Source organism: Bacillus pseudomycoides DSM 12442 (assembly GCF_000161455.1).
Classification (GTDB): domain Bacteria; phylum Bacillota; class Bacilli; order Bacillales; family Bacillaceae_G; genus Bacillus_A; species Bacillus_A pseudomycoides.
The window spans coordinates 3465812-3492709 of record NZ_CM000745.1; the positions used below are offsets into that span (position 1 = coordinate 3465812).

The 26898-nt window shown below is 36.3% G+C and carries 31 protein-coding genes and 1 pseudogene; 9 read left to right on the plus strand and 23 right to left on the minus strand.

Features of this window, described 5'->3' with window-relative positions; all coding sequences use genetic code 11:
- Positions 1-12: 12 nt before the first annotated feature.
- Positions 13-2343 (minus strand): bifunctional 2',3'-cyclic-nucleotide 2'-phosphodiesterase/3'-nucleotidase, encoded by a 2331-nt coding sequence (gene cpdB / locus BPMYX0001_RS17520; protein ID WP_006095906.1) that lies wholly within the window; start codon positions 2341-2343, stop codon positions 13-15.
- Positions 2344-2802: 459 nt separating this feature from the next.
- On the opposite strand from cpdB, the gene BPMYX0001_RS17525 reads away from it, so the two are divergent.
- Positions 2803-3573, plus strand: coding sequence for a GDSL-type esterase/lipase family protein (locus BPMYX0001_RS17525; protein ID WP_006095908.1), 771 nt, complete (start codon positions 2803-2805; stop codon positions 3571-3573).
- Between the two features lie 72 nt (positions 3574-3645).
- Positions 3646-4092 (plus strand): MarR family winged helix-turn-helix transcriptional regulator, encoded by a 447-nt coding sequence (locus tag BPMYX0001_RS17530; RefSeq protein ID WP_018766123.1) that lies wholly within the window; start codon positions 3646-3648, stop codon positions 4090-4092.
- 23 nt (positions 4093-4115) lie between these two features.
- Here BPMYX0001_RS17530 and BPMYX0001_RS33210 read toward each other — a convergent pair whose 3' ends face one another.
- The 7 genes from BPMYX0001_RS33210 to argC form a co-directional block, all read right to left on the minus strand.
- Positions 4116-4289 (minus strand): hypothetical protein, encoded by a 174-nt coding sequence (locus tag BPMYX0001_RS33210; RefSeq protein ID WP_003200119.1) that lies wholly within the window; start codon positions 4287-4289, stop codon positions 4116-4118.
- Between the two features lie 55 nt (positions 4290-4344).
- Positions 4345-4896 carry a DUF2062 domain-containing protein gene (locus BPMYX0001_RS17535; protein WP_033799091.1) on the minus strand — a complete coding sequence of 184 codons (552 nt, stop codon included), beginning with the start codon at positions 4894-4896 and terminating at the stop codon, positions 4345-4347.
- Between the two features lie 167 nt (positions 4897-5063).
- Positions 5064-6014 (minus strand): ornithine carbamoyltransferase, encoded by a 951-nt coding sequence (gene argF / locus BPMYX0001_RS17540; protein WP_006095911.1) that lies wholly within the window; start codon positions 6012-6014, stop codon positions 5064-5066.
- 12 nt (positions 6015-6026) lie between these two features.
- The gene (locus tag BPMYX0001_RS17545; protein ID WP_033799092.1) at positions 6027-7187 is read right to left on the minus strand and encodes an acetylornithine transaminase; all 1161 of its coding nucleotides are present in this window, start codon (positions 7185-7187) and stop codon (positions 6027-6029) included.
- Positions 7184-7951, minus strand: a complete 768-nt coding sequence (gene argB, locus BPMYX0001_RS17550) for an acetylglutamate kinase (protein WP_006095913.1) — start codon at positions 7949-7951, stop codon at positions 7184-7186. Before argB ends, BPMYX0001_RS17545 begins: the two co-directional genes overlap by 4 nt.
- Positions 7952-7962: 11 nt before the next feature.
- The gene (gene argJ / locus BPMYX0001_RS17555) at positions 7963-9186 is read right to left on the minus strand and encodes a bifunctional glutamate N-acetyltransferase/amino-acid acetyltransferase ArgJ (RefSeq protein ID WP_018780806.1); all 1224 of its coding nucleotides are present in this window, start codon (positions 9184-9186) and stop codon (positions 7963-7965) included.
- Positions 9187-9198: 12 nt separating this feature from the next.
- Positions 9199-10236 carry an N-acetyl-gamma-glutamyl-phosphate reductase gene (gene argC, locus BPMYX0001_RS17560; protein ID WP_006095914.1) on the minus strand — a complete coding sequence of 346 codons (1038 nt, stop codon included), beginning with the start codon at positions 10234-10236 and terminating at the stop codon, positions 9199-9201.
- A 225-nt stretch (positions 10237-10461) separates the two neighbouring features.
- On the opposite strand from argC, the gene BPMYX0001_RS17565 reads away from it, so the two are divergent.
- Entirely contained in the window at positions 10462-10647 is a 186-nt protein-coding gene (locus tag BPMYX0001_RS17565) for a YqzH family protein (RefSeq protein ID WP_018766126.1), read from the plus strand.
- A 29-nt stretch (positions 10648-10676) separates the two neighbouring features.
- Here the strand turns inward: BPMYX0001_RS17565 and BPMYX0001_RS17570 are convergent, their stop codons facing one another.
- Both BPMYX0001_RS17570 and BPMYX0001_RS17575 read right to left on the minus strand, forming a co-directional pair.
- The gene (locus BPMYX0001_RS17570; RefSeq protein ID WP_018780804.1) at positions 10677-11471 is read right to left on the minus strand and encodes an SDR family NAD(P)-dependent oxidoreductase; all 795 of its coding nucleotides are present in this window, start codon (positions 11469-11471) and stop codon (positions 10677-10679) included.
- A gap of 9 nt (positions 11472-11480) precedes the next feature.
- Complete coding sequence (locus tag BPMYX0001_RS17575) at positions 11481-12434, minus strand: MBL fold metallo-hydrolase (protein ID WP_006095916.1); 954 nt, start codon at positions 12432-12434, stop codon at positions 11481-11483.
- Between the two features lie 166 nt (positions 12435-12600).
- Between BPMYX0001_RS17575 and proI the strand changes: the two genes are divergently transcribed.
- The gene (proI, locus tag BPMYX0001_RS17580) at positions 12601-13440 is read left to right on the plus strand and encodes a pyrroline-5-carboxylate reductase ProI (RefSeq protein WP_006095917.1); all 840 of its coding nucleotides are present in this window, start codon (positions 12601-12603) and stop codon (positions 13438-13440) included.
- A gap of 57 nt (positions 13441-13497) precedes the next feature.
- On the opposite strand, the gene sdaAA is transcribed toward proI, so the two are convergent.
- From sdaAA to rnz, 4 genes are all read right to left on the minus strand, one after another.
- Positions 13498-14376 (minus strand): L-serine ammonia-lyase, iron-sulfur-dependent, subunit alpha, encoded by an 879-nt coding sequence (sdaAA, locus tag BPMYX0001_RS17585; RefSeq protein WP_003208393.1) that lies wholly within the window; start codon positions 14374-14376, stop codon positions 13498-13500.
- Between the two features lie 18 nt (positions 14377-14394).
- A complete protein-coding gene (sdaAB, locus tag BPMYX0001_RS17590; protein ID WP_016116224.1) occupies positions 14395-15054 on the minus strand; it encodes an L-serine ammonia-lyase, iron-sulfur-dependent subunit beta in 660 nt (219 codons plus the stop codon).
- Between the two features lie 47 nt (positions 15055-15101).
- Positions 15102-15329 (minus strand): hypothetical protein, encoded by a 228-nt coding sequence (locus BPMYX0001_RS29920; RefSeq protein WP_240522731.1) that lies wholly within the window; start codon positions 15327-15329, stop codon positions 15102-15104.
- Between the two features lie 544 nt (positions 15330-15873).
- Positions 15874-16797 (minus strand): ribonuclease Z, encoded by a 924-nt coding sequence (rnz, locus tag BPMYX0001_RS17600; protein ID WP_006095918.1) that lies wholly within the window; start codon positions 16795-16797, stop codon positions 15874-15876.
- Between the two features lie 188 nt (positions 16798-16985).
- On the opposite strand from rnz, the gene BPMYX0001_RS17605 reads away from it, so the two are divergent.
- The 3 genes and pseudogenes from BPMYX0001_RS17605 to BPMYX0001_RS31105 all read left to right on the plus strand — a co-directional run.
- Complete coding sequence (locus BPMYX0001_RS17605) at positions 16986-17237, plus strand: DUF3932 family protein (RefSeq protein WP_003200148.1); 252 nt, start codon at positions 16986-16988, stop codon at positions 17235-17237.
- 290 nt (positions 17238-17527) lie between these two features.
- Positions 17528-18052, plus strand: coding sequence for a YhcN/YlaJ family sporulation lipoprotein (locus BPMYX0001_RS17610; protein WP_018766132.1), 525 nt, complete (start codon positions 17528-17530; stop codon positions 18050-18052).
- Positions 18052-18156: pseudogene (locus BPMYX0001_RS31105) on the plus strand (MgtC/SapB family protein); the annotation flags it as partial. The gene BPMYX0001_RS17610 and the pseudogene BPMYX0001_RS31105, both read left to right, overlap by 1 nt.
- Positions 18157-18198: 42 nt before the next feature.
- Here the strand turns inward: BPMYX0001_RS31105 and BPMYX0001_RS17615 are convergent.
- A complete protein-coding gene (locus BPMYX0001_RS17615) occupies positions 18199-19437 on the minus strand; it encodes a DNA polymerase IV (protein WP_018780800.1) in 1239 nt (412 codons plus the stop codon).
- A 157-nt stretch (positions 19438-19594) separates the two neighbouring features.
- Between BPMYX0001_RS17615 and BPMYX0001_RS17620 the strand changes: the two genes are divergently transcribed.
- Complete coding sequence (locus BPMYX0001_RS17620; RefSeq protein ID WP_029426860.1) at positions 19595-19801, plus strand: hypothetical protein; 207 nt, start codon at positions 19595-19597, stop codon at positions 19799-19801.
- A gap of 55 nt (positions 19802-19856) precedes the next feature.
- On the opposite strand, the gene BPMYX0001_RS17625 is transcribed toward BPMYX0001_RS17620, so the two are convergent.
- Together BPMYX0001_RS17625 and BPMYX0001_RS17630 are read right to left on the minus strand one after the other, a co-directional pair.
- The gene (locus BPMYX0001_RS17625) at positions 19857-20975 is read right to left on the minus strand and encodes a tripeptidase T (RefSeq protein ID WP_003200167.1); all 1119 of its coding nucleotides are present in this window, start codon (positions 20973-20975) and stop codon (positions 19857-19859) included.
- A 127-nt stretch (positions 20976-21102) separates the two neighbouring features.
- Positions 21103-21645, minus strand: coding sequence for a GNAT family N-acetyltransferase (locus tag BPMYX0001_RS17630; RefSeq protein ID WP_003200165.1), 543 nt, complete (start codon positions 21643-21645; stop codon positions 21103-21105).
- A gap of 357 nt (positions 21646-22002) precedes the next feature.
- Between BPMYX0001_RS17630 and prli42 the strand changes: the two genes are divergently transcribed.
- A complete protein-coding gene (gene prli42 / locus BPMYX0001_RS31110) occupies positions 22003-22095 on the plus strand; it encodes a stressosome-associated protein Prli42 (protein WP_018780796.1) in 93 nt (30 codons plus the stop codon).
- 112 nt (positions 22096-22207) lie between these two features.
- Here the strand turns inward: prli42 and BPMYX0001_RS17635 are convergent, their stop codons facing one another.
- The 6 genes from BPMYX0001_RS17635 to BPMYX0001_RS17660 all read right to left on the minus strand — a co-directional run bounded on the left by BPMYX0001_RS17635 (position 22208) and on the right by BPMYX0001_RS17660 (position 26545).
- A complete protein-coding gene (locus BPMYX0001_RS17635; protein WP_016116232.1) occupies positions 22208-22447 on the minus strand; it encodes a DUF3894 domain-containing protein in 240 nt (79 codons plus the stop codon).
- A 63-nt stretch (positions 22448-22510) separates the two neighbouring features.
- Positions 22511-23071, minus strand: coding sequence for a L,D-transpeptidase (locus tag BPMYX0001_RS17640; protein WP_006095921.1), 561 nt, complete (start codon positions 23069-23071; stop codon positions 22511-22513).
- A gap of 207 nt (positions 23072-23278) precedes the next feature.
- Entirely contained in the window at positions 23279-24247 is a 969-nt protein-coding gene (locus BPMYX0001_RS17645; RefSeq protein ID WP_006095922.1) for an aromatic acid exporter family protein, read from the minus strand.
- Between the two features lie 100 nt (positions 24248-24347).
- A complete protein-coding gene (locus BPMYX0001_RS17650; protein ID WP_033799093.1) occupies positions 24348-25070 on the minus strand; it encodes an amino acid ABC transporter ATP-binding protein in 723 nt (240 codons plus the stop codon).
- On the minus strand, positions 25063-25722 hold the full coding sequence (locus BPMYX0001_RS17655) for an amino acid ABC transporter permease (RefSeq protein ID WP_003200153.1): 660 nt from the start codon (positions 25720-25722) through the stop codon (positions 25063-25065). Before BPMYX0001_RS17655 ends, BPMYX0001_RS17650 begins: the two co-directional genes overlap by 8 nt.
- A 37-nt stretch (positions 25723-25759) precedes the next feature.
- Positions 25760-26545 carry a transporter substrate-binding domain-containing protein gene (locus tag BPMYX0001_RS17660; RefSeq protein WP_003200151.1) on the minus strand — a complete coding sequence of 262 codons (786 nt, stop codon included), beginning with the start codon at positions 26543-26545 and terminating at the stop codon, positions 25760-25762.
- Positions 26546-26898 lie beyond the last annotated feature (353 nt).

Consider the following 26898-nt stretch of genomic DNA (forward strand, 5'->3'; position numbering starts at 1 on the left):
TTGCGAACGTTATTATCTATTTGCTTTTTTTCGTCTAAATAACATAAACACGCCTGCTCCAACAAACGCAAGTCCCGCTCCAATTGTAGAGAAGACACTCGCTCCCGTTTTTGGTAAATCACGCTCTACTTCGTTTGTTTCTTTATCTTCACTTACATTTGTATGTTCTTTCGTATCTTTATTTCCATTGTCAGGATTTGTTTGGGGATCTCCATTGTTTTCTCCGCCTGGTGTTGTTGGGTTACCACCGTTGTTTTCCCCGCCTGGTGTTGTTGGATTACCACCGTTGTTCTCCTCACCTGGTGTTGGCGGTGTTGTTGGCTTATCTCCATCATTTCCTTCACCTGGTGTTGGCGGTGTTGGCGGTGTCGGCTTATCTCCATCGTTCTTTTTCGTTAAATCAATTGCATATTTCGCAAACTCATTTTCAGATGGACCAACATAAGAGATTTTCCCATCCTTTGTAATGTACTTCTGCGCATTTGGTGAAGAGTCAAATGTAGTATTTAATTTTTCAGCAGCAATTGGTTTAAACGCCCAGTTTTGATCTGCTGCTGGATTAATAACAGGTGTTTCTTTCATATATTTCGTAATGATTTGACGCGTTTCATCTTGAGATTGATATACAACTTCACCTTTACTTACACCAGGGAATGTTTGACTGCTGCCACGATAGTTATTTGTAGCAACAATAAATTCTTGATCATCAGCGATTGGTTTTCCAGCATATGTTATATTCACAATACGATTTGCATTTTGGTTTACTACTTTTCCATCTTTATCATACTTTGCTGGTTGTGTCACATCAATTTCGTATTTTACGCCATCTAAAATATCAAAGTTATATGTAGGATAGTTTACATTTACTAATGACTGTTCCTCCGCTTTATTTGGATCAATTTGATTGAACTGACCTGCAGACATTTCAAGCCATTCTTTTACTTGCGCACCATTTACTTTTACAGCATACAGTGTATTTGGATATACATATAAATCAGCAACGTTTTTAATCGCTAAAGTTCCTGCTGGAATATCAGTATAATAAGTTGCACCATTTCGGCCGCCTGCTTTAAAAGGTGCACCTGCTGATAAAACTGGGATTCCTTTATATTGACTGTATTGTCCATTTTCTGCAAATAGCTTTTCTACATACCATTTTTGGGCATTCGTAACAAGCTGTACAGATGGATCATCTTGTACAAGTGAAAAATAACTATTAATTGGTGCTGTTGTTTTACCGACAGGTGTATTTACATATTTAATTGTCGCTTCATGATCATCTTTAATTTCATCAACTAATTTCTTATCAGATTCTACTAATGCATTTCCTTTACTATCAGAAATCGGACGAACACTTGGAACTGATTTATCTTTTTGTACTTCCCACTTGCCGTTTACCTTTTTCAGCTCCATATCAATGATACCTAAATTACTTCCAAAAACACCTGGCATCACAACTGGAACACCGTTAAACTTGTCCGTTATTACCGTATGAGAATGTCCCATTAACACTGCATCAACACCAGGAACTTCTGTTGCTAAATAATAGGATGCATTCTCATTCTTCATACCAGGTTTATAATCACTTTTATCGACACCAGAGTGAGCTAATGCAACAATGATATCTGCACCTTCTGCTTGCATTTTTTTAACCATTTTCTTTGCAGTTTCTACAATGTCTTTTGCTTTTACTTTTCCTTCTAAATTCGCTTTATCCCATCCCATAACTTGCGGGGGTACAAAGCCCATTACACCTATTTTTACTGTTTGTATTTTACCGTTTTCATCTGTTACTTCTTTTTCAAAAACATGATACGGTTTAAAGTAGTTTTCATCATTCTCTTCATTATTATCGCCATCGTCTTTGTATACATTTGAATTAATTACTGGGAACTGTGTTTTACTAATCGCCTTCTTTAAATAGTCCAAACCGTAGTTAAATTCATGGTTTCCAAGAGAAATGACGTCATACTTCATTAAATTCATTACACGATATAAAGGGTGAACATAGTTTCCATCCAAACCTTTTTGCGCCACATAATCCCCAAGCGGCGTCCCTTGTAGAGCATCCCCATCATCAAATAGTACAGAGTTTTTCGCTTTTGCACGTTCCTCATTTACAAGAGTTGCTGTCTGAACTAAACCAACTTTATTATCTGTTTTCGTTTGATAATAGTCGTAGTTCATTAAGTTAACATGAATATCCGAAGTTTCCAATATTCGTAAATTAACTGTACTTTCTCCTGCTTGTTCCTCTGCATGAGCAATAGTTGGCATTACTTGAGGTGCGATAACACCTAATGCAAGCGTCGCTCCTGCTAGCGCTTTCTTTGATTTCTTCACAAAAAATCCCCCTTATTAAATTGTCCCTTTAAAAACAAATAAAATGAACTTTTCATCAAACTCTAATAAAGTATTCTCTACCTTCATTCTCTTATTTCCTCATATTAGAATATTAGAGTGACGCCTATTCACTTATCCCGCTATTTGCGGACAGTAAGATCCTCACCTCAAAATTTAGCAGAAGCAAAAAAGTTAGATGGGGGATCAACTGCCCGTAAAAGCCCGATTGGTTCAACTAACCATCAGGTGAAGGGATGAAGAAAATCCCCCACTGATGGAAGTTTCACCTTATCTGACATTATCATATCGAACATACTTTCATATCGTCAATAATTTTTGACATACTTCTACAAATTTTATGTAAATTTATTGTAAACTTTACATAAAGATATAATATAACCTTCCATTACTTATACAGCTAAATATGATACAATAACCAATTACAAGGAGGATAATTTTATGAAAAAAGTCATCTTAATTATTGTTTGTCTCCTCCTTCTAATCATTTCTTATTCGCATTTTGAAAAGAACGATGAGACAACAAAACAAAAAGAAAAATCAGCATCATCTACTCCTCATTGGATTGATAAACAAACAAATGACTCTTTTTATCATCTTGTGTTAGGAGATTCGCTTGCAAAGGGATATGGCTCGACACAAGGAGGGTTTTCCGAATTAGCTTCCAAGCAAATAGAGGAACAAATTCACAAACCGATTAGAGTAGAAAACCTTGGAGTGAACGGACTTACAACAGATCGTCTCGTTCAAAAAATTCAGGCAGAAGAAGTGCAGCAAAAAATTAAAGAAGCAAATATAATTACCATTAATATTGGAGGAAATAATTTATTCCGTTTAAATCGTGATGTAGGTGTTATAGATGGTATTAAAATGTTAAATAAAGAAAAAACTCATTTTGAAGAAGACGTAAAAAACATTGTAAAGACAGTTCGAACTCTCAACCCAAATGCTTTACTCATTCTATCTGAGCTCTATAACCCTCTACAACTCGATGATTCAATTGCTTCTTATGCAGATATGTTTTTAGATGGCTGGAATGATGCGGTTTACTCAATTTCAAAAGCGAATCAACCGTCCATTGTTTTACCAATTCGAAAATTAATACCAAATGATAAAAAAGAATTACTGTACGATCAAGTACATCCAAATGATAAAGGTTATGAAATTATTGCCAACGCGTTTACTAAACAAGTTCTATCCTACAAATATTAAAACAAAAACGAACAATTCTATTTTTATACGGTACCTTTTTTTGTTACAATGATAATGGAAGGGGGCCTTTATATGGAATCACGCGAATGGGAACGTATTGTTGATCATCTTCTTTCGTTAGTGCCTCTTTTTTATCGCAAATTTATGCTTCCTGGAGAGTTTTCTTCACAAAGGCACATGCCACCGTCACATACACAGGTGTTACTGCTATTGCATGAACGTGGCACATTAGCAGTGTCAGAAATCGGAAGGCGATTAGCGATTTCAAGGCCCAACATGACACCTCTATTAAATAAATTGATTCAAGAAGAACTTATAGAGCGTCATTACAGCGAAAAAGATCGACGAGTCATTTTAATTTCTCTAACACTAGAAGGGAAATCGTCAGTAAGTCAATATCAACAATTCATTTTAGACAAACTAAAAGAAAACTTTCAAACATTATCGGAAAGCGATCGTGAACAACTCATTCACTCGCTTCAAACAATTCAAAATTTAATTTTGAAAACAAACGTATAAAGCTGCTTCCAAAGGAAGCAGCTTTATGATTCATAATAGTTTCCATAATATACATTTGAATACGGCCATGTTGTTAAGTATGGTTTTTGCTCCGGAGAAGGCTGCGCTTGCTGATATGTTTCAAACTGTTGCCTTGTATAAGGAACAGGATAATAATGCACATATGAGTATGCTTGAGGTACATAGTAATAATACATTCATTCACCCTCCTTTTTTAAGCATATTCAAGGCGGAAAATGAATGTGACATTCTTTATATTTGTACAAGTGGTTCTCTCGCGCGTTTTTTTCTTTTTTTCAAACGTAACTTACGGTTCTTTTCATATAAATAATGCACAACAAAATAAGATATTACTCCAAATACACCCCCGAAAATTGTCATCCCAATTAATACATATACTTCACTCTGTAATAAGCTCTTTAACATAATAAAAATATTACTCGAGAAAAGATCAGATATTGTATATGGTTTATGCTGAATTACCTTTATTTCAAATGGATATAAAGTTTTCCCTAATGCATACGCAAACGGAAACAAAATTACCGGAAGAAATGATATTTTTCCGATAATATTACCAATAACCGCTGCTGGAAAAGATCCCTTTGCTAAGCGTACAATTGGATAAAAAATAAGATAAACAAGTGACGCTGTATAAATCACCAACATTTCCAAAGCAAATCCAATCGCAAATCCACGTGACACTTTCTTCGCTCCTTCTGGCGACCGGAGCAACTTATAATAATGAAATTTAAGCACTCTCCAAATACGTTGAAAAAATGAATATGTTTTTTTACCTATTTGCACAATTATCATCTCTTTAATAGTTTTTTCTCTTCGTAGTATGAACTTAATACTACGACACAAACAACCCTATTTAACTTCACTTATACTAACTTCATCTTATTATAAATGATACAAAGAACATTCACCAAATATACATCAGACATTTCGTAACAAAAAAACCTCCCCGATTAGGAAGGTTTTTTGATGTTTTGAAGTAGACTTACCAATAATGCTTTTTGAGCGTGCAATCGATTCCCTGCTTGCGCAAAGACAACAGAATGCGATCCATCTATAATTTCTCCTGTTACTTCCTCTTCACGATGAGCGGGTAAACAATGTAAGAAGCGATACGTTGCTTTCGCATGCTGAACAAGTTTTTCGTTCACTTGAAACGGTTGAAATAATTGGTATTTCCCTTCCGTATCTTCTTGCCCCATGCTCATCCAAACATCGGTATAGATAAAGTCAGCACCTTTCACTGCCAACTCCGGATCATTCAAAACTTCAATATTTGCTCCCGTCTCATTTGCAATTTCTAGTGCACGCTTTACAATTTGTTCATTCGGTTCATACCCCGGGGGAGTCGCCACTGTCATATGCATACCGACTTTTGCACTTGCTAGCAGTAAAGAGTGACATACATTATTTCCATCCCCTAGGTAAGCAAGTTTAATCCCTTTAAATGTATGAACTTCTTCATAAATTGTCATCAAATCAGCTAATGCCTGACACGGATGATGATCATCTGTCAATCCATTAATAACAGGAATACTTGCTTCTTTCGCAAGCTCCTCTACATCTGCGTGCGAGAATGTACGAATCATAATTCCATCAATATAATGAGATAATACTTTTGCTGTGTCTGAAACACTTTCTCCTCTGCCAAGTTGCATTTCTTTTCCACTTAGAAACATTCCATGTCCACCGAGTTGTACCATTCCTGCTTCGAAAGAAACACGCGTACGAGTTGAATGTTTATCAAAAATTAACCCTAATATTTTCCCTTCTAATAAAGGTTCATGCTTCTCTTTTTTTAAATACATTGCAAATTCAATTAGCGCAATTATCTCCTCTTGCGTCAGTTCTTCTAATGTTAAAAGATCTTTCGTTTGTAATTTCGGTACTTGTATAGTTGACATAGAATTCCCCCCTTATAATATTGGTGATTTTTGTGTACAAATCACTCTTTTTATCATATTTACTGCTTCGTCTATTTCTTCATTCGTTACAATGAGTGGTGGTAAAAGTCGCAAAACATTTGTTCCAGCTTGCAATACAAGAAGCCCCTCTTTTTCTAACTGTTCTATAATGAATGTGACGTCACACTTACAAACGACTCCAATCATAAGTCCTCTCCCTCGAATATTAGTAATCCATTCAACATCAAGTAATTCTTTCTTTAATTTTTGCAGGAAGTATTCTCCCTTTTCTTTTACTTCTTGTAAAAATGAAGGTTGTTTTATAATTTGTAGTACTTCTTTTGCTGCTGTCATTGCAATGTAATTTCCGCCAAATGTTGAACCATGAGTCCCCGCTGAAAAAGCAGTCATAAGCTCTTTCTTTCCAAGCATTGCCCCAACCGGGATCCCATTTCCAAGCGCCTTTGCCGCTGTAACGATATCTGGGGATGTTCCGGTCTGTTCATAAGCAAACAACGTTCCCGTTCTTCCCATACCCGTTTGCACCTCGTCGATTATATAAAGAGCACCATATTGTCTACATAACTTCTCAATCTCTTGCAAAAAGGAAATATCAGCAGGTAAGACGCCACCCTCACCTTGAACAACTTCCACCATAACTGCAGCTACTTCTTCATTCATTGTCTCCCTGAGCGCGGCTATATCATTAAAGAGAATATGTGAAAAAGATGGAAGAAGTGGACCAAATCCCTTTTTTACTTTCTCTTGCCCCGTTGCGCTCATCGTTCCAAATGTTCTTCCATGGAAAGATTGCTGAAATGTTAAAACAAGAGATTTCCCCGTATGCTTCCGCGCTAGTTTAAGCGCTGCTTCATTGGCTTCTGCCCCGCTATTACAAAAAAACACGTAATCTAACTCACGCCCCTCTGTTAGCAATTCAGCTACCTTTTCTTGTGCCTTGTGCGGAAAAAGATTTGATATATGCCAAATTTCCTGTAATTGCTTTTTTACTGCTTCTACAAGTACAGGATGACAATGTCCTAAATTACATACAGCAATTCCAGAAGTAAAATCTAAATACTTTTCCCCACTTTCATCTATCACTTTTGTTCCGGTTCCTTGAACAATTTCAACACTGCGTCTCCCATATGTCGGAAATATATGACTACTCATACGATATTCACCCCTTTTGTTACCGTCGTTCCAACCCACTCCCCTGATGTTCCTACAAAATGTTTTGTACCATTTACAATGCTGACATGCTCGACTCCCATCTGTATTGAGGTGAGAGCAGCCTGCACTTTCGGAATCATCCCCCCTGTAATAATTTCTTTTTCTATCAGACGTAGGATCTCAGCTTCATCCGCTTTCGTTAACAACTTCCCTTCGAACAATATCCCATCTACATCCGTAATAAAAATAAGTTCTTTCGCCCCCAGCGCAGCTGCAATTCCGGCTGCGGCTGTATCTGCATTTATGTTATAAACCTGGTTTCCTCTTACCCCAATTGGAGCAATAACCGGAATATAATTCAAATCTAGTAACCCTTTTAATAGTGAAGTCTCTACACCGCTAACTTCACCAACATATCCAATATCCTCATCAAAAGGCTGAACTTGAAGTAATTTCCCATCACAACCAGAGATTCCGATTGCATGCAAGCCATGCTTTTGAAAATTCATCACCATTTTTTTATTCGTGCTTCCGCATAAAACCATTTGAACAACATTCATCACTTCTTTTGTCGTCACACGTAATCCATTCTTCTTTTCAATTGGAATATTAAATCGCTTTAGCTTTGCATCAATTTCTGCTCCACCGCCATGAACAACAATAACTTGATATTTTTTCTTCAGCTGCTCTATACATTCAAAAAACACATGTTCTAAACGTTCTAGCATACTACCACCGCATTTTACTACGATATACTCGCTCATCTTCTCTCTCCTTACGTACGATAACAAGCATTTATTTTCACATAGTCATAGCTTAAGTCGCAGCCCCAAGCTCTTCCTTTCTCTCCTCCAAGGTGCAAATGAGCATCAATAACAATTTCAGATTCCTTTAATTTTTGTTTCATTTCCTCTTGAGAAAACGCTTGTGGCTCGCTGCTTTGTAAAACAGGAATAGACTGAACAGCAATATCAACAGCGATAGGATCAATAACAACTCCACTTTGACCAATCGCACTAATAATGCGGCCCCAATTTGCATCTTCACCATACATTGCAGTTTTCACAAGACTTGAGCCAACAATTTGTTTCGCAATCTTATTCCCTTCTTCTACTGTTCGTGCTCCGTATACATTTACTTCAACTAACTTAGTAGCACCTTCACCATCTTTAGCAATTTGCTTCGCTAAGTCCTCACATACCTTTTGCAAAGCAAACATAAACTTCTCCCACTCCGTATGATTCGTATAAATAGCAGTTGTTCCTGATAACCCACTTGCCATTACAACGACCATATCATTTGTAGATGTATCACCGTCCACAGTAATTTGATTAAATGTATGATTCGTAACTTGTGATAATGCTAGCTGGAGTGCTTCTTGTTCTATATTTACATCTGTTGTAATAAAGCTAAGCATCGTTGCCATATTCGGATGAATCATACCAGAACCTTTTGCTGCCCCTGCAATCGTCACTTCTTTTCCTTCAATCATAAACTGATAACATGATTGCTTTATAACAAGATCCGTTGTTAATATCGCTTCATAAAAGGAAGCTGCCTTCTCTTTTTCTTTCGATGGTACGAGATAGGAAATACCAGTACGAATTGCTTCCATTGGTAAAGAAACTCCAATGACACCTGTTGAAGCAACTGCTACATGATTTTCTTTTAGCTGGAATTGTTTCGCAGCCAACGTTTTCATTTCATACGCATCTTGTAACCCCTGTACACCTGTACATGCATTTGCATTTCCGCTATTTACAACAATTGCTTGTAGCTTTCCTTCCACAGCTATACTTTCTTTTGTAACTTGTACTGGCGCAGCTTGAAATTGATTTGTTGTATAAACAGCTCCGCAATTAGCAGGAACATCACAAACAATTGCTCCCATATCTTTTTTCCCTTTTTTCAACCCAACCTGGGTACCAATCGCTGCAAAACCTTTTGGCGTTACAATTGATCCACTTGCAACTTTTATAATAGAATCTGTTCCAATCATCATTCTTCCCCCTTATGGATAGAGCGGCATATATTGTAATCCCGCCGTTTCCTCCAGACCTACTAATAAGTTTGCATTTTGAATTGCTTGCCCAGCCGCTCCTTTCATCATATTGTCGATAACGGAAACTACTGTAATACGTCCTGTTCGTTCATCATAAGCCGCTCCAATGTCACAATAATTTGAACCCCTTACTTCTTTTGGACTTGGAAACTCTCCTTTAGAACGGATACGAACAAAAGGAGCATGACAATACGTTTCTTCATATAGCTTCTCTAATATCTGTGCATGGATATCTCGTTTTGCTTTTGCATAGAGAGTAACCATAATCCCTCTCGATATCGGAATTAAATGTGTACTAAATGTAATTGGTTTCGCCTGTTTATTCCACTCACCAAGCATTTGTTCAATCTCTGGAACATGCTGGTGCTCATTCACTTTATAAATATGGAAATTATCATACAGCTCTGGAAAATGGGTCATTGTTGCCGGTGTTTTTCCCGCTCCTGACACCCCTGATTTCGCATCGATAATAAGTGAGTCTTCCTCTATCATCCCGCCCCGCATTAATGGCGCAGCTGCTAGCAGTGCCGCTGTTGCAAAACATCCTGGATTTGCAACCAATTCCGTTTCTTTAATAGCTAACTTTTTCCATTCACTTAATCCATACACTGCCTTTTGAAGAATTTCTTCCTTTGCAGCAGGCCTTTTATACCATGTTTCATATGTACAAGGATTCAACATACGGAAATCACCTGATAAATCAATAACTTTTAAACCAGACGCTAGCAAGCGTGGCGTCAGCTCCGCCGAAACCCCTGCTGGTGTCGCTAAAAATACAATACTAGCCTCCTTCGCTATTACATCCACGTCGATTTCTTGTAACGTATGGACAATAAAATTTTGTAAGTGCGGATATACATTTGTTATTCGTTCCCCTACTTGTGAAAAAGAATGGACAGATGTAATCGAAAAATATGGATGATGATGTAACAACCTTATTAACTCAATTCCTCCATATCCAGTTGCTCCAATAATCGCGACTTTCATATGCTCCTCCTTATATCGATTCTTTAAATTAAATATGATTATAATATTGTATATTTATAGAGTCAATTAAATATTTATTAATTTTAAAAGTTTTAAAAACGTAATTTTTCTAGAAAAACAATAATTATACATGAATTTTTATACACCTTTGATGTACGCTAGTATTTTTTCTATACTTCAAGTACAATAAAAACAATACATTTATACATGCAAGCGGGGAAAAACATGAATGAAAAATTAATTGAAAAGATGTTGATAAAAAGTTTTCGGCAATATCAATGTAAACCTATTTCAAAAGAGGATCGGGAAACTTTAATTCAAAGTGTCCAAACAACCATTGGTTCGGAACCTAATATCGATGTATATGAAGCAATTGAGGATATTGTTTATGAATATATTACGGGAAAATAAAAAATAGGAGATTTCCAAATGGAAATCTCCTATTTTTTACTTAATGATTTACCTGCTATACGTTCAAAAAAACCTGGAAATAACGCAAAAAGTTTTGGCCCAACACTCATCCATTTTGGCAAATTCACTTCACGCTTTTTCGTTTGCATCACTTTTACAATTTGCTCTGCTACGTATGTTGGCTTTAACATGTAACGTCCCATATTTTTTACATATGTACCTGATTGATCAGCAATATCAAAAAAGTTTGTGTCAATTGGCCCTGGATTAATCGCTGTTACATGAATATTTGTATTTGAGAGCTCCATGCGTAAGCTATTCGTAAATCCTAATACCGCATGTTTGCTTGCTGCATACGCACTAGATTTTGGCGTTGCAATTTTCCCTGCTAACGAAGCAATATTAATGATTTGTCCACTATTTCTCTCTAACATATGAGGTAATACTGCTTTCGTACAAGCTACTAATCCAAATACATTGACCTGAAACATATCTTTCACTTCAGTCATGGACGCTTCTTCAAACGTTTTGAAAATACCAAAACCAGCATTGTTTACCAATATATCAATCTGCCCTGCATCCTTTAATATTCTTGCAAAAACAGTATCGATCTCTGCTTCTTCACTTACATCTAATACGTAATAATAGCAAGGCGTATTGTAAGTCGCTTTAATCTTTCCAGCTAATACTCGTAGTTTTTCTTCTGTCCGCGCTATTAATACAGGAATCGCGCCTTGCGCTGCAACTTGCATCGCAACTTGTTCTCCAATTCCACTAGAAGCTCCTGTAATGACGATTACTTTTTCTTGTAAACGTCCCGTCATCGCTGTCACCTACTTTGCATAATAAATCAATTGTGGCGACGATTCATCAATCATCACTTGTTGATTATATGCTAAAAAGTCCAATTGTCCAACTGTTTCCGAAATCGTAAGTGGCAATTGTTCTTTATATAATACAGGAAATAATTTCACACATACTTCGAAGGCTGTCATCGGTTTTTCTTTTAATAATTCTAACACTTTGAAAGCACGTGTTTCTTGTTTTTGCAATCTTCCCTCTATCAGCTCTTTCACATTCACAATGTCTTCTCCATGACCTGATAAAATGCGTGAAATCTTCATGTTACTTAAACGTTTTAATGTTTGATTATATTGTAGTAAAGGTTGCGCTCGCTCTGTCTGTCCTTCATATGGCGGTTCTAGTATCGGATTGGAGGAAATATGACTGATTAAAGCATCCCCACCAATTAATAGTCCATCACGCTCCCTGTATAACGAAATATGAGTCGAAGCATGCCCAGGTGTTTCAATAACTGTAAACTCCGGTAACGATTCAATACTGTCTCCCTCTCGTACAGTATGTGTTAACGATCTATTACAAGAATATTTAAGTGTTTTCGTCGTAAGTAATGCTTCATTCTTCAAAAATGCTTCTGGAACTCCGAACTGTAATGCGGCTTCTTTAAAAAATTGTTGATAATGTTTCAAAAATTGAGAATCCTGCGTAATCCACGGCTCATTCCAAGGATGGCCCACAATATTTGTCTTCTCAGAAAATGTATTTAAAAGTCCACAATGATCAGCATGATGGTGTGTAATCACTACTGTTTCAATGTCTTCTATCCTATATCCTAAAGTCCTTAATTGTTTTTCTAATGCTGCCCTGGCCTCTTTTGTATTTGTCCCTGTATCAATTAATGTTAATGATTCTCCCTTTACTAAAAACACATTAACTGTCTCAACTGCAAATGGAACAGGAATCTCCATTCGATGAATTGCTACCATGTTTATGCCCCCCGTCTCTCTCCGGTTCAAAAATGAATCCCTCTTCAGTTTACAACTTCTTTAAAAATTTGTCATTATTTTCAGATAAAAAGAAGGTGTTTTCTATAATAAAACGAATGTATGTAAATTTATAAGTTTTTCTTACAAAAATTAAGGAGGCTTCATCATGTCTATTCAAAATATTTCCTTTCTAGGTGCCGGATCTATAGCTGAAGCAATCATCGCCGGTTTATTAGATGCGAAGGTTGTAACGGGTGAACAAATTACAGTAAGTAACCGCTCAAATGAAACAAGATTACAGGAATTACATACAAAATACGGTGTCAAAGGAACACATAACAAAGAAGAACTACTTGCTCATGCGGATATTATTTTCCTTGCAATGAAGCCAAAAGACGTCGCAGAAGCACTTCAACCTATAAAAAAATATATAACGAATAATCAACTCGTTATTTCATTATTAGCAGGTGTTTCTACAAGTTCTATTACAAGCCTGCTTCAAAAAAATGTTCCGATTATCCGAGCAATGCCAAATACATCAGCCGCTATTTTAAAATCAGCCACAGCTATTTCTCCATCCTTGCATACAACAGAGCAGCACATTTACATTGCTAAATCTTTATTTGAAACAATTGGCCTTGTTTCAGTGGTGGAAGAAGAACATATGCATGCTGTTACTGCACTATCTGGGAGTGGCCCTGCGTACGTGTATTACGTAGTTGAAGCAATGGAAGAAGCCGCAAAACAGATCGGCTTAGAAGAGTCTGTGGCTAAATCACTTATTTTACAAACAATGATCGGTGCCGCTGAAATGCTTAAAGCTAATACTAAGCACCCTTCTATCTTACGAAAAGAAATCACCTCTCCTGGTGGAACGACAGAAGCTGGGATCGAGGTTCTTCAAAGTTTTAATTTTCAACAAGCACTCGTCGCATGTATTACACAAGCTACAAAACGATCACATGAACTTGGAAAAACATTAGAACAATTAACAAACGAAAAATAATAAACGGAGCTCAGAAAATAGATCTGAGCTCCGTTCTTTTATCACGATTGTATTCTCTTATTTGCTACTCTTTCCAAAAATCTCTTCTTGAAGGCGACGCCCTGTTGGTGTTGCTGCTAGTCCACCTTCAGCTGTCTCACGAAGTGCAACTGGCATTGTTTGCCCAATTCTAAACATCGCTTCAATAACTTCATCGCATGGAATTGTACTTGTTACACCAGCTAGTGATAAATCCGCTGCAATCATAGCATTTGATGCACCTGCTGCATTACGTTTTACACAAGGTACTTCTACAAGTCCAGCAACTGGATCACATACTAACCCTAGCATATTTTTTAAAGCAATCGCCATCGCTGTAGCTGCTTGCTCTTGTGTTCCTCCAGCCATTTCAACAGCTGCCGCTGCTGCCATTCCACTTGCTGAACCAACCTCAGCTTGACAACCTCCAGCTGCACCTGAAATGCAAGCATTATTGGCAACAACCATCCCAAATGCTCCTGCTGTAAATAGAAATTCAATCATTTCTTCACGTGTTGGCTGTAATTTTTCTTTGAGCGCAAATAGTACGCCTGGTACAGTCCCAGCTGATCCAGCTGTTGGTGTTGCACAAATGATTCCCATTGCTGCATTTACTTCGTTTGTTGCAACCGCTTTGCTCACTGCATCCAACATCGTATGACCAGATAAACCTTTTCCGCTCTTCATATACTCTTGTACTTTCACCGCATCTCCGCCAGTTAAACCAGTCGGTGATTTCACACCTTTAATACCACGCTCTACCGCTTGTTCCATCACGACTAAGTTTTTCTCCATGCCTGCAAGTACTTCTTCACGAGAGATACTTCTTGTCTCCATTTCACATTGAATCATAATTTCTGCAATTTTTACATTCTGTTCTTTAGCTTGCGCCACTAGTTCCGCTGCGTTCCGAAACATGGTGTGTCCCCCCTGCAATTAATCCATAATAGTTACTTGACAAATATTAGATTGTCCTTTAATTTCTTCGATAACTTCATCTGCCAACAATTCATCTGTTTCAATGACCATAAGCGCTCTTCTTCCTTTTTCCTTACGTGAGACACTCATCGTACTAATATTAATTTCATGTTTGGCTAGTATAGAAGCTACAGATGCAATCGCTCCAAAGCGATCATTATTTACAATAAGAAGTGCCGGACTTGTTCCTGATAGTTGTAAATCAAACCCATTTAATTCCACCACTTCAATCTTTCCACCACCAATTGAACAAGCGACCACTTCAATCTCCTCTTCTCCTTTATACAAACGAATTCTCGCTGTATTCGGATGTGGTGCATTCGCTTCTTCTTCAATAAAGTCCACTTCAATCCCACGCTCTTTTGCAATTTCTAGCGCACTTGGGATACGTGTATCATCTGTTTCAAATCCTAGTATACCACCAATCAATGCTACATCCGTTCCATGACCACGATATGTTTTTGCAAACGAGCCATATAACGAAATCGTAACTCTTTTTGGTTCATGACGGAAAAGTTGACGAGCAACTTGCCCCATTCTTGCTGCACCTGCTGTATGTGAACTGGACGGCCCAATCATAACTGGACCGATAATATCAAATACTGAGCGATATTTCATCATGATTCCCCCTAAATCTTTTATAAAAAATTGCTACTACTATTCTATTAAGCTGCCGATTCTGTTGCCTTTCCTCCCGTACCACGAATTTGCTCCGCTGTACGAATTGGATAGTTTTTGAATAGAAGTGAGCCAATATATCCTGCAATAATACCAGACACCATAATACATAAGAAACATAGCGTTACTTTCATCGGATCATTAAAACCATACATAACCATAAGTCCGGCAATCGCACCAGCAATAAATCCTGGTAGCAATCCAAATTTTAACACAGAAGCCCCTACAAGCATAGCATAAACAGGTGATACCCCCATTGCTAACGCAACAAGAGTTGCACCAGCTACTCCGCCTAGACTACCTGCTGATTCTCCAAGAAACTAAAGAGTGAAAAAAGACTGAGTACAAATAATAATAATACGGTTCCCTTAATAATCTCCATGATGCCCTCTCTCTTTTAGTCAATTTCGTTTCGTTACGAAAAATGGCTAAAATGCACGCTGTAACTCCCGACGAATTGTAATTTGCCCTCATTATAGCTTGTTTTTTATGAAACGCTTACTTTTGTTGAATTTCAAAGTTTCAGAATTAATTTTTTTTTACTTCTCTTGTAGTAACAATAAGACAAACTATCTATATAACAGTTTTTCAAAATGACCGATGTTATGTGTTTTTCTCATATTCATCTAAAAATCTTAAAATCCCTGTATTAGTTCATATAGATATCAAATGATAACAGTTTCAACTATCTTGTAGAGAAAAAATTTTTTATAAAAAATAAAACAATGGCAAACTTATGTTGCCATTGTTTGTAAAATGTTATCGTTCTACTGGAAAACATTTCAAATCCATAGCTATTTCTGTATTTGCAAACAACAACTGAGCTTCTTGTAACAATTCCTTATATGTATCCGCTTGATAACGCGAACTAATGTGAGTCAATATTAACCGTTTCACATTCGCTTGCAATGCAATACTTGCCGCCTGTTCTGTTGTTGAGTGAAAATAATCATGTGCCTGGATTTCATCTGCTGCTGCAAATGTCGCTTCATGTACAAGTATATCTGCATCTTGCGCAAGGATTTTACTTGCTTCACAATAACGTGTATCCCCTAAAATCGTAATGATTCTTCCTTTTTGAGGTGGACCAATAAAGTCTTTTCCGTGTAAAACCCTTCCATCCTCTAATTCAACTACTTCACCGTCTTTTAAACGTTTAAAGATTGGCCCTGGCTTTACGCCAGCTTCTAGCAGCTTCTCAACAAGGAGATGTCCTTGTATGTCTTTCTCAACGATTCGGTATCCAAAACATTCAATTCCATGTGACAACCTCTTCGTTTCTACATGAAATTGCTTGTCTTCAAAAACAATACCCTCCTCAGTAATTTCTACAATTTCAAGTGGATATTTAACATGTGTTGTACTCACCGATAATGCGACTTCAATGAATTGCTTAATCCCTTTTGGTCCGTATACTGTTAATGGAGTTGTTCCTCCTTGAAAGGAACGACTTCCTAATAAACCAGGTAACCCAAAAATATGATCTCCATGCAAATGTGTAATAAATATTTTTTCAATGCGACGTGGACGCACTGATGTATGTAAAATTTGATGTTGTGTTGCTTCACCACAGTCAAATAACCACGTTTCACCTCGTTCTTCTAACAACTGCAAAGCGATTGCCGAAACATTTCTCCCTTTTGAAGGGACGCCTGCACCAGTTCCTAAAAATACAAATTCCACTTTCTTTCCTCCAGCTCTTTATAGAATCTATCTTTCATCTTACGGAATGTTATTTCAAATGGCAAATGAATTTCTATGAACTACTCATCTAGACAACTATATTAAACGAACGTTAACGATAAAAAAATAGCAATCGTTCGTGTTTTATAGTAAAATAATTGTATTACAAATAAAGGGAGCGTTTAACTATGAAAGAAGTATTTCGTTTACAAACTGATTTTTCATCTTCATTTGATCGCTGGGTAAGTTCTTTCGTGTCTGATCACCCAGCACCACTAGAATGGACGACTTTAAAAGAGTTAATTCATGAATACACCACATCGCATACAAATCGAACGTTACCTGAATACATTTCTTCATCTATCACATATTATGCACAACGTATTTCAACAACAAACAATTCAGAGATTGTGATTTATGAAAATCCTTCCATCTCATAATCTATAAAGTGAAACTTTAATCAGTGTCGCTTCATCCCCCACTGATTATTAGCCCTCACCAACCGGGCTTTTACGGACAGTTGATCCCCAATCTAACTTCTTTGCTTTCACTGAAATTTGAGATGGGGGTCTTACTGCCCGCAAATAGCGGGATAAAAATAAAAAAGCATCGAAAATCGATGCTTTTTTTGTTTTTATAAAATATACAAAATATCATCCGCTTTTTACTATGAATAATAAATGGCCAACTGGTCATTTTAAAAACATAGTATTGTAAAGGAGAGATATCATTGAAAAAATTAAAGATGTTTTCAATCATTTTTTTGGCAATTATTTCATTGCTTGGATGTGCAGGAAAGCAAAAGGAGAAAGCATTGGATAATCGCGAAAACAATGGCGTACGAAATGTTACATACGAAGGAAACAACACTAACCTTCAAAGAGTAAAAAATAATACGAACGGTGTCACGAACAATGAAACACGACTGCATATAGCAAATAAAGCGGCAGATCGAATCGTTGAACTAGAAGAAATAGACAAGGCAAATGTAATCGTCACAAATAGAAATGCCTATGTTGCAGTTGTTTTACGTGAAAATGTAAAAGGACAAATCACAAAACAATTAGAAAAGAAAGTTGCAGATCAAGTTAGAGCTACCGACCCAGATATTCGTCATGTATTTGTATCTTCAAATCCTGATTTTGTAGATCGAATGAGAGACTATGCGGACAAAATTAACCAAGGCAAACCAGTAACAGGGTTATTTGAAGAATTTACCGAAACCGTTCGAAGAGTATTTCCTAATTCTCGGTAACAAATCAAGTAGCCTTAATCGAGAAAGTAGTAAATCAAATGCTTTTGGAATCTGGAGTAACGACTACAGGATGGAAAACTTCATTAGATTTAGAAGCGAGTTAAATATAAAAAGTGTCATGAGTACTAAATTACCATGACACTTTTTTACATAAATTTATTTTCCAATTTCTGCCGAAAAGATTTCTCCTGCTTTCGAAATAACTGACTCCCTCTTTGTAAAACAGGAGTTCCATATTTATCATTAATCTGGTCAATTACAGCTAATAGTGGCTCTTCTTTCGCATCTTCTTCAAATGAAAATAAATCCAGTTGTTTAATTGATTCTGTTTTCCATTCTAATTCCGTAGCTGTGACACCAAGCAATCGAATCGGATCGCCATCCCAATGTTGCTTCCATAAACGTGAAGCAGCTTGAAAAATATCACATTCTTCCCAAATTGCATTTTTTAATTGTTTACTCCGCGTTACTGTACGCCGATCATAGTATTTCATCATAATTTGAATGTTATAGCTGACAAGAGTCCGTTTTTGTAGCCTTTTGCTAACTGATTTCGATAAGCGCTCTAACATATCAAGCAATTCCTTCTCTTCATCCATATCCTTCGAAAATGTTGTTGAATTTCCGATACTTTTATGTTGTCCCATTTGATTTGGATCGACTTCTCTATCATCCATACCTTTTGCCCGTTTTTGTAAATCAACGCCGTGCTTTCCTATTTTTGCACGAATCACATGCGCTTCTCCCTTTGCCAACTGTTCAATTGTATGTATATGGATTTCTTTTAGCTTTTCTGCTGTTTTCTCACCAATTCCATGCATTGCTTCAACAGGACGTGGCCAAAGTAATTCCTGAATATCTCGTTTCCGAAACACAGTAATACCAAGCGGCTTTTTCATATCTGACGCAGTCTTCGCTAGAAAAAGATTTGGGGCTATTCCAATGCTACATGGCAACTCTAATTCTGTTAATAATGCTTGTTGAATCATCTTAGCAATCTCAAGAGGTGAACCTAATCCATAACAATCTGTTATATCTAAGTAACCTTCATCTATAGAAACTGGCTGAATCTTTTCAGTAAAGCGTGAAAGAATTTGAAACATCTCAAATGACGCCTCGCGATATAATTTAAAATTCGGGTGCTTCACAACTAACTCTGGACATAACCGCTTCGCTTCCCAAAGGAGCATTGTTGTACGTACTCCGTATTCCCTTGCTTCATAACTACATGTTACAATAACCCCTTTTCGTTCTTTTTCATTCCCTGCAACCGCTAATGGTTTTCCTTTTAATGATGGATCATGGGCAATTTCAACTGACGCGAAAAAACAATTCATATCAACATGTAGAATGACACGACCGTTTTTTGGATACATTTCTCTCATGTTTCTCACCCCCAAAAAAGAACGTTTGTTCCTGAATTTATTATATCAAATTCCTCAAAAACAGTGGAGCTTTTCAATCACAAAAACACGTTCTTTCCGACTATTTTTTGATATACTGAAATCATAAATGGATAATTATGTAAAAGGAGAGGGTGGTATGAAAAACCATAGTAAACTCAATTACACGTTCCTCGTTATTATATTAATTATTGCTATTAATTATTTACTACTGCCGATTTTTAATATTAATGTGAATACCTTCGCACTGCTACCTCACTTAGTACGTGTTGCAACAACGTATATACTCCCCTGGATTTTTTTATATTGGCTCATTCGCCTTGTAAAAGCAATCGAATCCAAATGAAAATGGCGTGTAAACCTATGATGGTTTACACGCCATTTTTTTCGTATGCTTACAATTATTTCGCTATTTCTTCAATAATTGCAACAACTAGTTCAGCTGTTTTTACTAATTCTTCAACAGGAATTTTCTCGTTTGTTGTATGAATCTCTTCATAACCAACTGCTAAGTTTACTGTTGGAATACCATGCCCTGCAATTACGTTTGCGTCACTTCCGCCACCACTTTGGTGAAGAGAAGGTGTACGACCAATCTTTTCAGCAGCACGTTTTGCAACTTCTACAACATGATCGCCATCAGCAAATTTAAATCCTGGGTACATAACTTTTACTTCAACATCTGCTTGACCGCCCATTTCTTTTGCAGTTGTTTCAAATACTTCTTTCATTTTTGCAACTTGCTCTTGCATTTTTTCATCTACTAAAGAGCGAGCTTCTGCGAAAATTTGCACATGGTCACAAACGATGTTTGTTTGTGTGCCACCTTCGAAACGACCGATATTTGCAGTTGTTTCAGAATCAATACGACCAAGTGGCATTTTTGCAATTGCTTTTGCTGCGATTGTAATTGCAGATACACCTTTTTCAGGTGCTACACCGGCGTGAGCTGTTTTCCCGCGAATAATCGCATTTACTTTTGCTTGCGTTGGCGCTGCAACTACGATTTCGCCCACTTTTCCATTGCTATCTAATGCATAGCCATATTTTGCTGTAATACGTTCACGATCTAATGCTTTCGCCCCAACAAGACCTGATTCTTCACCAACTGTAATAATAAACTCGATTTTTCCATGAGGAATATTTTCTTCTTTTAAAACGCGGATTGCTTCAAACATGGATGCTAATCCAGCTTTATCGTCTGACCCTAAAATTGTAGTACCATCTGATACAATATAACCATCTTTAATAGAAGGCTTAATTCCTTTACCAGGAACTACTGTATCCATATGAGAAGTGAAGTAAATTGTATCTACTCCTTCTTTCGTCGCTGGCAAAGTACAAATTAAGTTACCTGCACCATGTCCAGTTACACCCATCGTGTCATCTTCAAATACTTCAACACCTAAAGCAGTAAATTTCTCTGTTAACACTTTGCAAATTTCTGCTTCATATTTTGTTTCAGAATCTACTTGCACAAGTTCCATAAATTCATTTACTAAACGTTCTTGATTAATCATGAGAATGCGCCTCCTGCATTGCATTAAGTATGTAACATCGTTAATTATAACAGAATTTCGCAAAAGTTTCGAAAGACAAGCTAAAAAAACAGATGGTTCACACATCTAGATAACCATCTGCTTTCTTCTACTCATTTAAAAGGACCCACCGCATATGATCTTCCCAAACCCCATTTACCATTAACATCTTCCGGGACACCCCTTCATATTGAAAGCCAATCTTCGTTACAACTTGAATAGATGCTAAGTTACGGGGCATAATCGGGGCTTCTATACGATGTAATTGGAATTCTTGAAAAGCCACTTCAATTGCTTTTCTAAGCGCTTCTGTCGTATAACCTTTGTTTAATTCATCTTTATCTAGTTTATAACCAAGAACACAGGACTGATAAATTCCACGCACAATTAAATTGAAAGAAATACAACCGATAATATTCGTATCATCACCTTTTTTAAAAATCCATAATCGAATAATTTTCCCTTCTACAAATTCTTTCTCATCTTTTTGCAACCGTTTTCTTTGATAATCCAATGTAAAAAAATCATCTGGTCGATATTCTTCCCACGCCTTTAAAAACTCACGATTTTTGTCGTAATATTGAAGAACTTGCTCTGCATACGACTCATCGATTTCTCTTAATTGCAAACGTTCTGTTTCATATATTTTCATTATCGTATCTCCATTCTTCAGCTTGCAAAACTTTTTTAAAAGGCACCGAAAAAACTGTGTCCTATGCTGTTTATATTCTCTGTGTATTTCAAATTTTCCTGTTATATTTTAGATACACTTCTCGAATTTTGTCTTCTCTATACCCTTGTCCATATTTCCATTTCTCGATACAATAAAGTGAAACTTTAATTATTGGGGAGTCTCCATTCCCCCAATAATTATTAATCCTCACCAATTGGGCTTTTACGGACAGTTCATCTCCCACCTAACTTCTTTGCTTTTGCTGAATTTTAAAGTGGGAGTGTTACTGTCCGCAAATAGCGAGGGAGAGTTGGAATGATTGTAAGGAGGTTTAACATGAATAAGAAAGCACAAAAAGTTATGATATACGTTATGCTAATTTCAATGCTTGTAACAACATTACTCACTGGAGCAAGTATGTTTTGGTAAGGAGGACGATATATAATGTCGTCCTTTTTTAGCACAAACAGGCTGTTTATTCTCCTGGATAGAAAATAAACAGCCTGTTCAATCACAATCATTTTAATAAATGATTTATATTTTATTTTATTATTAGTACAAGCGCTACAATACTAAATGAAAAAGCCATAACAAGGGCCATAACAAAGCTGGTATAATGTTTTTGCTGAAACGCTCCTATAACAAAAGTTACATTTAAAAGTGCCATGAACACAATTGACACCAGAAAAGAACATACATTAAAAGTTGCCAATATGAAAGTCACAATGAATAGAAAGCCAATAAAAAACTGCATATAAGAAAGCCTTGGATTCAAATACATACGAGCAACTCCTTTTCCAATAATCTTCGTATATCCTCATTAATACATGGATATGTACACATGTCAAGACAAGTTCGTGGAAAGAAAAAGCCAACTTGTTCGGTTGACCTTTTCGTAAACCAGAGCTCCTTTTTCTTTTGCAAGCTGCTGAAATGTTCTTTTCGATTTTACAATCCATACCTTTGTTCCAATTGGAATGCGATCAAATAAATATTCCACATCATTTTTTTTCATTCTAATGCATCCTTGTGAAATATATTTTCCAATTGAGCTTGGCTGATTTGTACCGTGAATACCATATTTACTCCCGTCAGTATCTCGTGCATTAAACCCCATCCACCTAGAGCCAAGTGGATTTTTTGGTGAACCACCAGGGATATCCTTCGCAATATAATAAGGATTTTTTGCCTTCATTACAATATCAAAACTTCCCTCTGGCGTTAACTCGTTTGTTTTTCCCGTCGCTACAGGAAAGACCTTTTGTATTTTACCATCATCAATATAAGCAAGCTTGTTCGTCTGCTTATTTACAATAATAAATGGATCTCCAGCACGCGGATTATCTCCAAGAGGCCATATCGGTGAAAGAGAAAAACATAATAGTAAGGACAGAAAATACGACATGATTCATTCCTTCCCTATATATATAAATCCATTTTGATTTTTCGACATATTAGCTGCGGCTATGAAAACAAAAACTACTCTCCACTTATTTTCTCTTTTATTTTCACACGGCATGGGGCGAAAAAGGGCACTGACCGCTTCTATGCATGGCCGGATGCTCTTGCCTACCTAAAAAGAATGGTTTGATGTTGGCTTTTTAATTTGGATTTATATAAGTTCTTTCACATTATCCTTCCCTTTAAACCTACTTTTAATAAGTAAATATTGCTCCATTTCATAAACAAGTTGAACAAGCTTCGCACGCATTTCAAATTCTTCACGTGTCTTAGGAAGTGGCATTTCTCTAAAAATCTCTCGCATTTCTTGTAATTGTCTAAGTGAAATAAGACCTGTGCTTTCAGGACGAATAGAATTCCCCACGTTTCCAATCACTTCCGCAATCATATCTGATTGCTCATATGACCACGATAAGGAAGCTGCAAGCGGCATAATCCGCTCTAAAATTTCAAATTGTTGCATACGCATATCAAAATACCGATAATAATAATCATCTTCTCGCATAAATTGATTTTCAAGTTTTTTGAAGGATAACTCTTTTGCTTGCTTTAAAATGTCCTCTGTTTCAATTAATTCTTTTCCAGCCCATGTACTATCTCGATTTCGTAAATATACAGCCATCTCAAATAAAATCGTTTTAAAATTCCATTCTACTTTTTCCTGATACCTTTTTAATTTTTTTTCTGCACTTGGCATATATATATTTACCAATAAAGCCACACTAATTCCAATTGTTAAAATTGCAATTTCATTTCCAATCGCTAACCATGTGATATGTTTTAATGAATACAAATGCATGACAATAACTGAACTTGTAACAATTCCTTCTTGAATTTTAAGCATAACAGCTGTTGGGATAAAAGTAAGAAGTAACAAACTAATAGCAAGTGGTGTATAACCAATTGTTTCAAAAATACAAAACGAGAATACCATCGATAATAAGCAAGCTAAAAACCGATGCAAAGATGCTTGGAGTGATTTTCGTTTCGTATTTTGCACACACAAAATAACCAAAATGCCCGCAGAACTATAAAATTCCAAACCGAATAGCTGCGCAATAAAAACTGCCGCACCTGTTCCAACTGCTGTTTTCACTGTACGATATCCAATTCTAAACATATCATTGCTCCTATATGTATAAACGTATTTACAGTAAGTATAAAAAAAGGATGACAAGCTGTCATCCTTTTCTCCTTATTATTCACGTAACTTTTACATGTTACAATATTTTTTGTAAAAATTCTTGTGCGCGTTTGCTTTTTGGTTCTGTAAAAAACTGTTCTGGACTTGTATCTTCAACAAGCTTTCCACCATCTAAAAAGAGCACACGATCAGCTACTTCTTTTGCAAATCCCATCTCATGTGTCACAATTGCCATTGTCATTCCTGTAGTCACTAAAGATTTCATTACTTCTAATACTTCTTTTACCATTTCAGGATCTAGTGCCGATGTTGGTTCATCAAAAAGCATAACTTCCGGTTCCATTGCCAATGCTCTAGCAATAGCTACACGCTGCTTTTGTCCACCTGAAAGACGGTTTGGATATGCATCCTTTTTATCGAGCAATCCTACCTTTTCAAGAAGTTCCTTCGCCTTTTTCTCTGCTTCTGGTTTTGCCACACCTTTTACATTTACTGGTGCGTACATAATATTTTCTAATACTGTCATATGAGGGAATAAGTGAAAATGTTGAAACACCATTCCAACATTTTCACGAACACTCATAATATTTGTTTTTGGATTGGTCACTTCTTTATTCCCAATCCAAATGTGACCATTTGTAGGTGTTTCTAGTACGTTCATACAACGTAAAAATGTTGATTTTCCTGACCCAGACGGTCCAACAATCGCAACAATTTCGCCCTTTTCGATTGTTGTCGTAATTCCTTTTAGTACTTCATTTTGTCCAAATGATTTATGAAGGTTTTCAATTTTAATCACTTTTCTTCATTCTCCCTTCAATTGCTTTCCCGACTAATGTAAGAATAATTACTAGAATATAGTAAACAAGTCCGACAAATAGTAACGGTTCAAGATATTTAAACGTTTCACCGCCTACAATATATGCACGGCGCATTAAATCAGTCGCACCAATTACTGTCACTACTGCCGACTCTTTCGTAAGTGTTGCAAATTCGTTCACAAGCGCTGGTAATATATTTTTTAATGCTTGTGGTAAAATAATATTTTTCATCATTTTTCTATATGGAACACCGAGAGCCATCGCAGCTTCTGTCTGTCCTTTATCAACAGCCTGAATTCCTGCACGAATTACCTCTGACATATATGCACCCGAATTTAAACTAAATGCAAGTACTGCTGCTAAAAATGCTGGTATATCATATCCAATCATTTGCGGAACACCGAAATAAATAATCATTAATTGCAAGACAAGTGGTGTACCACGAAATATCGATGTATATAAATCAGCAGCGATATTTAACACTCTTACTCTAGCAATTTTACAAAGTGCTAATAACGTTCCAAGTATAAAACCAACTAAAGCAGATACTGCTACAATTTTCAGTGTAACTTCTAGTCCCTTTAATATATATGGTATCGACGGAGTAATTGCCGAAAAATCTAAGTTCATCTTTTGTCATTCCTCTCACAGAAAAGAGAAAGGCAGCTTATTTTTTGCTGCCAAACCATTTCTTCACTAATTTGTCCATTTCACCATTTTCTTGCATCTTCTTAATCACTTTATTAAATTCTGCTGTTTTGTCACTATTTTTCGGAAGGGCAATTGCTGCTCCTACTTCTTCTGGAGCTTCCTGAATTTCAATTCCTTGTAAACCTTTGATTTTTTCTAAATAATTTTTAGCAACTGTATCTTCTAAAATAGCAGCATCAAAACGTCCAGCCTGAATTTCTTGTACGATTTCTGGTATACGGTCACGCCCCTCCGCCTGGAAGTTCACTTGCTTGTTAAATTCATTCGCTTTTTCTTCTTGAATAGAACCTGTTTGTACCCCTACTTTTTTACCTTCCAAATCTTGTAATGACTTAATACCTGAATCCTTTTTCGAAACAATCATGTTTTTAGCAACAAAATAAATATCTGTAAAATCCGCATTTCCCTTACGTTCTGGAGTTGGTGTCATACCAGCCATAACAAAGTCAACTTTCCCCGAGCTAAGCGATGCTAATAATCCTCCAAAATCCATATCTTTCACTTTCACTTCATAACCAAGTTCTTTCCCAATATACTTTGCAATATCAACATCAAAACCGATAATTTCATCACTCTTTGAAGCTTCCACATATTCATAAGGTTTATAGTCTGCTGAAGTACCCATAACGAGTACTTTCTTATCTTTCTTCGTATTCGATTCCTTTGTTTCTCCCTTACTACAAGCACTAAACATACTTATTATTAAAATAAGTGCAAATGAAATTGATAATAACTTCTTCATATTTCTCCCCCTAATAATGTATATTTAAAAGTTTTATAGAATTTTTATTCGATGTTTGTATTGTAGCAGTAATTTTATTTTTATGCAACAATTAAAATAAAATTAAAATACAAATTCTATTAAAACGGTTTTTCTAGGTTAATTAATGTATAGATTAGTGTATAAAATATACATTTCATGTATATTCCCTCTCATTACAAATGATTATAAACAAATGTTATTAACTTCACCTCCTAATAAAGTGCAACTTTAATCAGAGGGGGACTTTCTTTAACTTCTATTGATTATTAGCCCTCACCAATCAGGATTTTACTGCTCACAAACATCCTAATAAATGGAACAAAATAAAAAAC